Here is a 12,724-nt window from a genome sequence, read left to right as displayed (position 1 = left end):
GTTTATATCTTCTCCACTCTCCATTTTCCTCCAGCCTCATCGATCATCTTCCATCCGAGACTTGTGAGCTCATCGCGGAGATTGTCGGCTTCTGCCCAGTTTTTTGCCATTTTCGCTTCTGTGCGGGCAACTGCGAGTGCTTCGATCTCTTTCGGAATCGCGATATTGGATTCGAGAAGTGAGAAATCGAGAATCGCGAGGACTTCATTCCAGCTTTCGAGAAGGGAAATGAGCGACTTCGTCTCTTCGAGAGAAAAAAGCTCATCATCGATTCCACTGTTGATATAGCTCTGGAACTCGAACACAATCGTCATTGCACTCACGGTATCGAAGTCATTCTCGAGTTTTTCGATGAATTCCTGCATGAAGTATTGTTGATTCTCGCGGAACTCGCGGGAGATATTGTGGAACTTCATTTTTCCATGAGCATTTCTGAGATCATCACCTTCAGGAAGCGCAGACTTGTATCGACCGAGACGCTTCATCATCTCATCGAGACCTTTTATGGTGTTGATGGCAGCTGCGAGACGTTCGAATGTGAAGTTGAAGTTCTCACGGTATTGGTTTTGTAATGCCATGAGACGAAATCCGCGGTAGATTAAAGTTTCTTGTTGTTCCTGTCATTGCGAGGTACGAAGCAATCCATTTCCTGTTTCCTGGATCGCTTCATTCTTCGCGATGACGGAATCTACGATATCACGAAGTGTATAGAAATTCCCTGCACTTTTCGCCATTTTCTTGTTATCTACGAGAAGATGTCCACCGTGCATCCAGTATTTCGAGAATTGTTTCCCAGTGAATGCCTCGGTCTGAGCGACCTCATTCTGATGATGCGGAAAGAGGTTGTCAATGCCACCCATGTGGATATCTATCTGTTCGCCGAAGAATCTATAGTTACAAGCGGAACATTCGATATGCCATCCTGGGCGACCACTTAATTGAATCCTTTGTCATCCTGAACTTGTTTCAGGATCCAGATTCTGGATTCCTGCATTCGCAGGAATGATAGTACCTATCGGTAGATTGAGTGTAATCTTCCACTGATTCGGGCCATCAGCCGCTTCATCATACGCTTTCCAGAGAGCAAAATCCGCGACATTATCCTTGTCGTATTCGTCGTTGTTGATGCGGACACTCGACTTCATGCCACTCATATCGAGGTGCGCGAGTTCTCCGTATTTCTTGAATTTCTCCACACGGTAATAGATGCTTCCATCTTCCGCGAGATAGGCATATCATTTATCGAGGAGACCTTGGATAAGTTTCTCCATCTCAGGAATGAGTCCTGAGATTGGTGCTATAGTATCAGCTTTCTGGATTCCGAGCTTCGTGAGATCAGAGAGAAATTCACTCGTATAATATTCTGTGAATTCTTGGAGGCTTTTTCCTGATTTCTGGCTGTCACGGATAGTCTTATCATCGATATCGGTGATATTCATAACGGTTCGTGCCTTGTATCCAAGAAATCTGAGTGTACGGATTACAAAATCTTCGAAAAGATATGAACGAAGATTTCCGATATGGGCGAAATTGTACGGAGTTGGCCCACAATAATAGACTTTCATTTCATCTTGTTTCAGTGGCTTGAACGGTTCGAGTGTTCTTGTGAGGGTATTGTAGAGATGGAGCGACATTGGTTTCTAGGGCTAAAAAAGTCTAACAAGAGAAATCTTGTCATCCCGAAGGGATCCCTTTCAAAATCACGTTTGAGAAGGAAATATACCAAATCTCTTGAGCGAATAAAAAAGCGATTCCTCTGCTTCGCGACGGAATGACAAAAGTAAGGTGTTCTCAATATAGCGAATAAAAGCCAAAAATCTACTTTTTCCGAGAAATGATATTTGACAATTATAAAAAAGATTATTAAATAATTGACTCATGGAGAAAGTGTGCTATAATTATTTTGCTCTTTTTGTAAAGATATGAAACATCCTGTCCAACGACACACACGTCATCAGGGTACGGAATGGATCTCAGCAATCTTCACACTCCTCGTACTTGTCGGTATATACAGCTCCATGGATAACTTCGATTCTTATAGTGCACTTGTGGCACAGCCTCAATGAGGATGAGAAAAGAAAATCACTGTCGCTGCTCCATACTGGAATGAGAATCTCGCATACGGATTCCGATCCGTGGAAGGGGATTCCTACACAAGTACAGGAAACGCTCAGTCTGACCAAGTAACGGTTCAGCCATCGAGCATGAAGACCTCGGAAGATGGTACAGTGCGAGTAACTTTCTACAAAGATACTCCAATCGACACCATAGAAGCCTCACTCCCTACTGACACTCCCCGGGCTTATTCGCGCCTCTCAAATGGGATTGCTGTCATCGAGTGAGACCTCAATTCTCCGAGTGCCAAGACCATTCTCTCTACTCTGCATTCGCGTTAGTGTCACCATCATCAGTGTTTCTCCCCCAATTATTGGTATATTGGGGGAGTTTTTTGTTCTAGAAAATGAGAATCGGTTTGGAAAAAACAAAGATTTCCATATAATTCCCCCGTTCAGGAACTTTAACATTCTGGGGATGATATAGTATTCGATAGGAAGACTCGTACTTGCTTTGTGCTGTTCCGGGGCGCCTCGCCTCGTTATCAAAGGGGAAACCAATAGGTGCAAAATCACCACTTACTGCTCTTAAAAATGCATTTCGCGGAGCAATGACTCCAGCTTACGTTGCGTAGTCATAGTAGCCTGACTCTTGTCTGAGTGCCAAATGGCCTGCTACAAACGTTTTTATCTGAAACTTATAAGATAAAAATGTATTTATAAGTCCACTCTCTGAAGTTCTCATTATTTCATAGGAGCGTGAGTATATGAATAAATGCTTTTCTGCTTTTTTGTCTGTTTTCCTGCCGCAGAATCGTATCTAAAATAGAATACGAACAGTAGATGCAAAGTCGGTACCTTCTTAGACGCGAGGGCAGTTCTCGCCATCTCCACCAGTTCTGAACACAAAACGAAAATAACTCCAAGAAATTGGGGTTATTTTTTGTATTCTGATTGCTCTAAAAAGTGTTTTCAAAAATAGATTTACTTTGACAAAAACAGCTTATTTCATAAGGTTGAAGGTATGAAATTTTTTTCTCACGGCATTCTCGGGATGAATGCCCGAAATCTTCGGTATATTCGAACGAAGAATTCACTCGAATCAATGTCTTTGGCTGATAGCAAACTCAAAACCAAAAATTTTTTGTCGAGTCGGGGCATTCCGTTCGCAGAGACATATTTCACTATTGCATCTCAGCAGGAACTTCATGCATTTTCTTTGCAGTCAATTTCTGCAACGAGTTTTGTGATAAAACCGAACAAATGAAGTCGTGGACGAGGAATATTGATAGTAAAAAAAGAAAAAGGAAATTTTCTCATTCAGGATGAAATATGGACCGAAGAGGAGATAAAACTGCATATGATCGATATTCTTCATGGATCTTTTTCACTTCATGGATCTTCAGATACGATTATTATCGAAGAACTTCTCGCACCTGGATCAGATTTCCAGTGGTATTGTCGCTATGGGCTCGCGGATATACGTGTTGTGGTGTACAACTATGTTCCTGTCATTGCCATGGTGCGCATTCCGACGCCAGAATCTGGGAATAAGGCAAATCTCGATTTGTGAGCCATATGACTTGGTGTCAATATTGCGAATGGAGAAATCTTGAGTTTTTATCAGAATCAAAAAACGTATTCACATGCTTTTCCTGCAGAATTCTCTGGACTCAAAGGAAAGACTCTTCCATTTTGGGATGATATTCTACTTTTGTCATCACAAGTTCAGATGTTCTCTGGATTGGGATTTGTTGGGATGGATTGGGTGATCACCAAAAATGGTCCCAAGTTGCTCGAGATTAATGCTCGTGCAGGACTCAAAATCCAAAATGTGAATCGCGTTCCACTCGAAAATCGACTCAAGAAAATCGACTGACTCAAAGTGCTTTCTCCAGAAAAATGAGTCGAAATCGCAAAAACCCTGTTTCATACAGAAACGCTTTTTTCTGAGAAATGAAAAAAAATATTGTACCTCGAACAGAATAGTATTGTCGGAGATAGGGAGGTAATCGTAAAAATAGATATTCAAAAAAAGAATTCCACTGTTTCAAAAGATATTATAGATTTTCTCTGAAACCATCCAGTTCATATTTTCACCGATTCTCATGTTTCTGTGCTTCTCGATCAGTTCGATATTGTTTCAGATGAAAAAAACACGATAATTCTCTGAACAGAAATACTGAAAGATTATCTGATTAATCCGAGCATATACGTCGTCAATCGAAAAATCGAAAATGATGTGAAATGGACAAAAGAATTGATAGATTTCGATGATGCAGTGTATCGAGTTTCGCGAAAAATAAACCTTTCTTCTCTCCTGAAACCAGAAAATTATTTTGCTCTTCTCGATGAATTCATTGCGAATCCTATTGGTTTCAATCCTGTCTTTCGTTACCGTTTCCCTGATGACAAAAAAATAGAATTTCTCAAGAGTTCTCTCGATCTTCTCATGGAAAAAGCGCTCTGATTTCGGTCAATATGACTCGATATAGCGGAATTGTATCGAGAAAAAATCGAGGAAATTCAGAACAAACTTTCCTTGGTACAAGCATATAAAACAGAAAATCATGAAGAGATACTTCGTTATAATTCTCTTCTTTTCTGAGAAACGAACACGGAACTTCTCCAGATAGCCACAGAGAAAGTGTTGTTGGGTCAACAAAACAAAACTGATGATGCAATTTTATGAAGAATTCTGACTCTGGATCAGATTATTAGTGCTATTCATGCATATTTTGAGACACATAATATCAAGAAAATTCCTATAAGTATCGAGAGCGGGAACCTCTCGCGGATGTCGGTCTCATACGGGAAAGATGTGAAGATTCATATTTCTCGAAATGCAGTTATACGAGAAAAAGAAATCGATGCGATTCTCACCCATGAGATAGGAACACACTTCAAGAGATATCTCGCAGGACAAACACAATGACTCAAATTATTCCAATACGGTACGGGGTATTATCTTGCTGATGAAGAGTGATTCGCCATTTATAGATCTTTTTCTCATCTTCCTGCATGATATGAGAAAAATGCAATGTATGTGAAATATTATCTTCTCGGAATGACTGATACACTTTCATTTTCTGAGACGATTGATCTTCTGAGAACTCTGTATCCTGAGAAAACACTCGAATCTCTTTTTTCTGATGCAGTCAGACTCAAGCGGTGAATCATTCATTCTGGAACTCGCGGAATTCCATGAACTACATACCAAAAAGATAAAATGTATCTCGATGGATATATGCGAGTGAAGGACTGGATAGAAAAAGAAGGTGGGAATGCCGAGAAACTCTTTTTCTGAAAAATAAAAATACAAGACTTAAAAATCATCGAATTTCTCTAAATTTTTCCTTATGACTCGTATACTTGTTTTCATTTTTTTCCTTTTTATTCCTGTTTTTGCCTTCGCAGCGACGGGGGATGTAGTTGAGGTTGCGCCCATTTCTTGTAGTACTCTCTATTCGATCACTTGACCCGATCAAGTCAAAGTCGGGTCGACTCATGAATTTATCCTTTCTTCTGGAAGTGGTTCTGACTTTTCTGGAAGTGTCGTATATACCTTGCGGAGAGACAAGAAAGTGGTGGAAACCGTCAAGGATAGGGAAAAATATCTCCGGTATTTCACAACGCCAGGAGAAGTAACACTTGAGGCAAAAGTCACAACCCAGGATAATTCCTGCGAAGGCATTGTGAGTCAAAAGATTCGAGTATATGATAGTGTTTTTACATATGTTGGAACTGAGAGATCTGGTATCGAGACGGGGATTCGCGATGTTTTCGAGAAAAATAACATCCTCTACAAAGGCTTCACGGGAAAAGTCAGTATATCAAATTCGGAAGAGAGTCAGAATATATGGGAAAATATCGATCAGAGTGATATATTTGTCGTAGGAACTTCTGATGTGCTTGGTTTTTTCTCGGATATCACCAAGCTCCAGAAGACAAAACCTATCAGTTTCACGAAAAAGAAAATCTATATTATTTCGAGTTTTTCTCGTTCGCTTCTCTCGAAGGTTCTCGCGTCGTCACTTTCGCAGATTGGAGCAACAAAAGTGTTTCTCATCTCGGAAGATCAGTTTTACGGATTGATGACGCGCGTATCATCCTGAGAAAAAGATGATATACTCATCGGACAAGAGATTTCGTATGAAAAATCTAAAACTATATACAGTCTGAGTAGTTTTCTCGAATTCCTCGCGTATGCAGGATTTTCTTATCAGCTTCTCGCTTCTCTTCTTTCTATTACATTTGCTGTGTTGATTCTGAATATATTGAAGCAAGTTATCGGATTCAATGTGTTTGGGATTTATTATCCGATTCTTCTCGCTATTACACTGGTAGTGCTCGGTTTTTCATCTTCGATGATATTTATTATTATTGGACTTGTTTCTATTATTGCGGTGAACTTATTCACGAAAAAGATACATCTTCTTCTCCATGCGAAACGCGCTCTCCTTATTAGTTTTTATATCGCCATATTTCTTTTTATTCTGGGTATTGACAACTTCTTCGAGCTTTCTCTCATCAATTATGCTATCTTCGATAATTCACTGATTATTTTTCCATTTTTTGTTACGATTGTCTTTTCTGATAAGGTTTTTCAGGAAGATATTGATATGTTTAGCCGAGCGGGGATTTTTGATTTTGTACAATATGTGATTATCACAGGGATTATTTATCTCTTGCTGGATTACAAGACGCTTCAGTATTTTCTGATTTCGTATCCTGATATCATCATTCTCGTAGTGGTTCTCAATATTCTCGTCGGACGATATATGTGACTCCAGCTTTTTGAATACTTCCGGTTCTCTCCACTTCTGCGAAAGCTGAACGAGGAAGAATAATTTCTTTACACTTCTTGTATGTCAAAACCTATGACCTATTGGTCTGTCTCATCTCAAGTACTCATCGAAGAAGCTGAAAAGCTCGGACTCAAGACAGAACTCCTTATTCCTGAGAAGAACTTCTTTCTCGTGAAAGGAAATGGAAAAGAGATACTTTTCAAGAGTACGGATTTTTGACAGAACTCATCTCTTGGCTTCAAGATATCCAATGACAAGGAACTCTGTTATTCATTTTTGGAGAGACATCATTTCCCGATAGCAAAGACACGATATATCGATGAACAGGATTTTCCAAAATACGATTGGACAGTATTTGGAGATTTTCATTTCCCTCTGGTTATCAAGCCAATAGATGGGGCTCACGGTGATGGAGTCAAGATGAATATCACCTCTATCTCTGAGCTCCAAAAGAAGCTCTGAGAATCATTTGAAAAATATCCGAGAATGATTGTTCAGGAACAGATTTCATGAGATGAGTGTCGAGTATTGGTGGTTCTTGGGGAAGTGACACTTGCTATTCAGAGGAATCCTCCTGTTATTAAGTGAAATGGAGAATCAACCATTCACCAACTTATTTCTTATGAGAATAAAAACAATTCATTGCGGGGAGAAGGATATAATTCTCCACTAGCTTTTATCGAAGAAAATGAAGAGCTTATACATTTTGTTGCTAAACAATGACATGAGCTCAATCAGATTCTTCCAAGCTGAGTGCAACTACAACTTCGATGAAACTCCAATCTAGGTACAGGTGGAACACTAGAAGATATTACTGATACTATTCATCCAAGTATCAAGGAGGTATGTGTAGGTATAGCAAAAGAACTCGGACTCGGAATTTGCTGAGTGGATATCTTATCCTCTGATTTTACGAAATCACTTTCTGAAACAGGTTGAGTCATCCTCGAAGTGAATGCAACTCCGGGTCTTGGTGGTGACCGTGAACTCACTTCGGTTAACACAGGAAAGAGAATACTCGAAAAACTTTTTACTCTCTAATTTCTTCTTCTCATGTCTGATATTTTCTGATTTCTCACCGCGGCGGCACTCATATTTTTCGCTGGAAAAAAGCTCTCCTATTATGGTGATCTCCTCGCGGAGATGACTGGTCTCGGGAAGGCGTGGATTGGGCTCATTCTCATGGCGGGAGTGACCTCACTTCCAGAGCTCATGGTAGGAATTAGCTCTTCAGCTATCGTACAATCGGCTGATCTGGCTGCGGGTGACATTCTCGGAAGTTGTCTTGTCAATCTCGGGATTCTTGCGGTGATGGATGCATTTCTCCCGAAAGATAAGCCACTTTTGGCAAATTCCTCTCAGAGTCACGTACTCGCAGCAGCTCTCGGACTCATCCTGATAGCTATTGTGGGGATTGGACTCTTTCTCCCTACAGAGTTCAATATCTGAGGAATTGGGGTAATCAGCGTACTTTTTATGATCATGTATCTTGGTTCGATGCGACTCATCTATCAGTATACCAAGCGAGAACAATCTGATGATATTCATGATGAGATCAAGGAACACAAATTCACGCTCAGACAGGTAATTATTCGGTATATCGGATTTGCTTCTATCATCGTTGGTGCAGCGTTGTTCCTCCCACACTTCGCAGAAAAAATATCTATCATGACAGGACTCGGACAATCATTCGTTGGTTCGATATTTCTCGCTATCTCTACGTCACTTCCAGAGATTGCTATATCACTCGCGGCTATCCGTATGGGCTCTATTGATCTCTCAGTAGGGAATCTTCTCGGAAGCAATATTTTCAACGTCTTTATTCTCTTTATCGATGACATTTTCTATACAAAATGACGTTTTCTCTCGGATGTGAGTGATACCAATCTTATCACGGTTTTCGGGATTGTCATCATGTCTGCAATTGTCATCATTGGTCTCACTTACAAGTCAAAAATAAAGCAACTCATTCTTGCTTGGGATGCGGTAGCGATATTTCTCGTCTATATTGCCACAATCGTCTTATTGTATAGTTTTACTTAGATTTTCCGAAAGCAATTTGTTTTTTCACAGTTTTTTTATAAAATACAGCTCGTTTTTATCTAGCATATTTTTCTATGGCTTTTGCTATTGATCGAGTGGAGGCAGCACAGCGCCTCGGGGTTTCTACACGTACTATTGACCGACATATTCAGGCAAATCGTATTCGTACTCGTCGCATCGGGAAAAAAATGTTTCTCGAAGATTCAGATGTAGAGACACTTCGTATGATGGATCCATCGAGACGGGAAGAGGATTATATCGTGATTCTCGATAAAGAAGAAGAGAAAGATGAGGGAAAAAGTAATTTTTCTCATGAGATTGTGCATCCGGGGAATCGTCAGAATCTTCCTGATTTTGCTCGATTTTTCGAGGAGACACAAGCAATAATTACCAAGAAAGATGAGATAATACAAGATCTCTCATATCGTCTCGGAAAGAGTGAGACAGAACTTCAGAATTCCATTCCTCTCACAGAATACAAGAAGGCAACATATCTTCTCGAAAGTGCGAAGGCAAAAGGAGATGAAGACACGAAGTGACTCTCGGAAAAAGTAACTACACTTGAGAAAGAGATTCTCAAACGAAATTCCATGATTCTCGGACTTACAATTCTCTTTATTCTCGTACTTGCTTTTTCTGTAGTATTCTTTCTTTTTACTCGGGGCTTCACCATTAATTAATCTTTCTCATGAAAAAATATCACACTCCAAAACGTATTCTTCTTAAGCTTTCTGGTGAAGCACTTCAAGGTGAACAAGGATATGGAATCGATCCAAAATTTCTCTCATTTCTCGCAAAAAAAATCGTACATCTCGTGCAAGTGGAGAATCTGGAAATCGTTATTGTAGTAGGAGGTGGGAATATTTTTCGTGGTATAGAGCTTGAGGCTGGTGGATTCGATCGTGTAACAGGGGATTATATGGGAATGATGGGGACTATTATCAATGGTCTTGCTATCGGGGAAGCTATCGAAGATGAGTGAGTAGATGTTCGTGTGATGAGTGCACTTCCATCCCAACGTGTTGCTGAGGAATTCATTCGAAGAAGAGCCCTGCGTCATATGGAGAAATGAAGAGTGGTGATATCTGTTGGGTGAACAGGGAATCCATATTTTTCTACTGATTCTTGTGCGGTTCTCCGTGCTCTTGAACTCCAGTGTGATGTGGTCGTGAAGGCGACGAAAGTAGATGGAATCTATGATAAGGACCCAAAAAAACATCATGACGCTGTTCGCCATGATTCACTCTATCTGCATGAAGTTATCCAGAATGATATTCGTGTTATGGATCAGGCAGCTATTGCTCTAGCGAAGGATGAGGCAATGCCAATATATGTCTGTCGTATTGAGGATATCGATAAAATATGTTCCGAAGATATTGTCGGAACTTTTGTCCATGCGAAAGACGAGAGAAAAATATAATCCTATACCAATGCAGAAATCCCTCGAATAAGCAAGTCTATATTTCACTCGTTACTTCGTATCTTTTTGTGTCTGTTTTTCTCGTTCCATCTGTGTATATCACAGTGAGAGAAACAGAATACGCTCCTGTTTGCGTGAATGTATGTGTTGTGCTATATCAACGGGTTGTTTGGGTATTATCTCAGAAATTCCATATATAGTCTTGTACTTGCCCATTTGTTCCAGTCGCTTCAAAATCGACAGGCATATTCATAATTCCAGGAGTAATACTTGGTGTGAATCCCACAGTTTTGACAGCATCTTTGAGTACTACTGTTTTTTTTGTAGTGGCTCGTTCGCCGCTCGCTGAGACAATAGTCACAGAAATTTCCTTGTCACCGGAGGTGATATATTCGTATTGTTGGATAGCATCTCATTCGATTGGTGTTTTTCCTTCTCAGAAATCAAAAATGAATTTCTTGATTTCACCATTTGTCGATTCTGACTGAGAGGCATCAACGGTCACAACAGATGGAATATAGTCAGAAGAAGTTGTTATATCGATTCTTGGCACGAGGTTTTTCTTTTCTATATCGATAATCACAATATCTCGTGCTTCTTCCAGAGTATTGGTGCTTAGTTTTCGAAAACTATATGTTCACTTGATGGTATATCGGATAGGTTTGTCGAGTGTGATGCTGACAAGATCACCTTGTTTTTCTTCAATTCCTTTCTGACTTTCTATTTTCCATGATATATTCTCGAGTGAATATCATGGGTTTGTGATCCCGATATTTCGTCCATCGAGTGTGAGAACAGCTGGAGGAGTGAGAACATTCTCTATAACATACGCTTTTAGGGTACTTTGGTACGTGTCTTTTGTATTCAGGAGATTACCCTTTGCATCGAGGACTTTCATATTATTCATGAGACGAAGTGGTTCTTGTATCTGAATAGTAGTTTCGAACGTATATTTTTGTCCGTCAGCCATTTCGACAATCGCCTGGATATTTTGAGTTCCATATGATGAAGAATGATACTCACAAGCATAGCTTCATTTCGTACAAATAGATGTTTTTCATCAGAGTTCGTTGATAGTCAGCCACTGTACTTGGGTAATCTGATTCTGATTGATGTTTGTTCCAGAAAGTGAGAGATGAAATAAAAGAGGATCTACTTCATCTTGAACGCTCGTAATGCTTCATTGTATATCTTTCTGCTCAGCATCTTCGAGAACAAAGATTCTATCACAAACGTCACTAAATAACCGGAAACAAACATATTGTGGAATATCAGAAAGGGTTTCTGTGATACTCATACCCTCTGCAATGATGTTCGATTGTGTATATATCCATCGTGGTGTTCCGAGTTTTTTCAGACCGCTCGCATCGAGCGTGATAATTTTATTTCCTTGTATATTTACCCCCTGTTTGATAGAGACAATTCCTCGGATTTCTATAGGATCGATCCGCATTGGGATTGCTTGTTTTTGTCGTTCTCCAATCTGAGAAATAGTATTATAAATTCCTTTTACATTGTATGTTTTCACCTGATTGAATGAACAAACGATACTTTTTTCTTCCAGTGCATTGTTACCTATAACTACTGATGTTCCATCATTACATACTCATCCATCGCTATCTATCGAATAACTCTGAATATCTACGAGATATTCTTTGCTTATAGCTTTAGCATTGGCTCGAATATCGAACATTATAGTTATTGGACCAATGATATTTGTTCCACTCGTTATTTGTGCGTTGTCTCGACTTTCTTCATGATTATAGAGGTCATTGTCGTACATGAGTATATTTCCAGAGAGATTGATGAAGTCAATAGTCTGGATTTTCCCGTATATATATATCCAGAAAGTAAGTGTAGAAAAGAAAACAACAGCTAGTATTCCTGCTATGAGCCATGCGAATATTCTTTTTCTCTTGAGGTCCTTCGGGGTCCAGAACGCTCGGAAAAGTGAAATAATCCATATAATGGATAGAACGAACATCACCGACCCAAAAGTTCCGTTTATGAGTTGTTTCAGTCGAATTGCAACATCATTCGGGTTAATGTTCAGATTTTTTATGAGAAAAACAGCATCTTCTGGATTGAGAACAATATATGCTCCAATACTTCCGAGGAATACTATAGCTACAAAAAATATAGATACTACGAGCTTCAGAAAAGTTCCAAGAGAAATCGGTTCTTGTGGTTTTTTCGGAGCTGGAGTCTTGTTTCAATTCTCAGTATCTGGAGATATAGGAGAAATATTGGTCTGCTCTCATCAAAGAGTATCATTATTCGTGATATCTTGTTTCTGTTCTTGTGATGCAAGAATCTCAGCGAGAAGAGATTCTGTATTTTCTTCTGGCATTCATTCTGAATCGGTTGGAGCTCGTTCTGTCATAGAAAAAAAGTTAATT

9 protein-coding genes and 1 other RNA gene are annotated in these 12,724 nt (G+C 39.6%); 8 read left to right on the top strand and 2 right to left on the bottom strand.

From position 1 onward, the window contains the following. Positions 1-2 precede the first annotated feature (2 nt). Positions 3-1,634 (bottom strand): cysteine--tRNA ligase, encoded by a 1,632-nt coding sequence (locus tag PHY14_03625; GenBank protein ID MDD2693997.1) that lies wholly within the window; start codon positions 1,632-1,634, stop codon positions 3-5. 288 nt (positions 1,635-1,922) lie between these two features. On the opposite strand from PHY14_03625, the gene PHY14_03620 reads away from it, so the two are divergent. From PHY14_03620 to pyrH, 8 genes are all read left to right on the top strand, one after another. After that, entirely contained in the window at positions 1,923-2,396 is a 474-nt protein-coding gene (locus PHY14_03620) for a hypothetical protein (GenBank protein MDD2693996.1), read from the top strand. Between the two features lie 132 nt (positions 2,397-2,528). Continuing rightward, positions 2,529-2,950, top strand: a transfer-messenger RNA (tmRNA) gene (ssrA, locus tag PHY14_03615). A 128-nt stretch (positions 2,951-3,078) separates the two neighbouring features. Further along, on the top strand, positions 3,079-5,403 hold the full coding sequence (locus PHY14_03610; protein MDD2693995.1) for a DUF1704 domain-containing protein: 2,325 nt from the start codon (positions 3,079-3,081) through the stop codon (positions 5,401-5,403). 10 nt (positions 5,404-5,413) lie between these two features. Further along, positions 5,414-6,904: a 7TM domain-containing protein gene (locus PHY14_03605; protein ID MDD2693994.1), complete on the top strand. Its 1,491-nt coding sequence runs from the start codon at positions 5,414-5,416 to the stop codon at positions 6,902-6,904. A gap of 18 nt (positions 6,905-6,922) precedes the next feature. Further along, positions 6,923-7,903 (top strand): ATP-grasp domain-containing protein, encoded by a 981-nt coding sequence (locus PHY14_03600; protein ID MDD2693993.1) that lies wholly within the window; start codon positions 6,923-6,925, stop codon positions 7,901-7,903. Positions 7,904-7,915: 12 nt separating this feature from the next. Beyond that, positions 7,916-8,905, top strand: a complete 990-nt coding sequence (locus tag PHY14_03595; protein ID MDD2693992.1) for a sodium:calcium antiporter — start codon at positions 7,916-7,918, stop codon at positions 8,903-8,905. 74 nt (positions 8,906-8,979) lie between these two features. Next, complete coding sequence (locus PHY14_03590; GenBank protein ID MDD2693991.1) at positions 8,980-9,585, top strand: hypothetical protein; 606 nt, start codon at positions 8,980-8,982, stop codon at positions 9,583-9,585. Positions 9,586-9,593: 8 nt separating this feature from the next. Then, positions 9,594-10,325, top strand: coding sequence for a UMP kinase (gene pyrH, locus PHY14_03585; GenBank protein MDD2693990.1), 732 nt, complete (start codon positions 9,594-9,596; stop codon positions 10,323-10,325). A gap of 37 nt (positions 10,326-10,362) precedes the next feature. Here the strand turns inward: pyrH and PHY14_03580 are convergent, their stop codons facing one another. After that, a complete protein-coding gene (locus PHY14_03580) occupies positions 10,363-12,708 on the bottom strand; it encodes a PKD domain-containing protein (GenBank protein MDD2693989.1) in 2,346 nt (781 codons plus the stop codon). Between the last annotated feature and the right edge of the window lie 16 nt (positions 12,709-12,724).

It is taken from the genome of Candidatus Gracilibacteria bacterium (assembly GCA_028687475.1).
In the GTDB taxonomy this organism is placed as follows: Bacteria; Patescibacteriota; Gracilibacteria; order BD1-5; family UBA2023; genus STC-74.
This window is presented reverse-complemented; position numbering and strand designations above follow the sequence as displayed.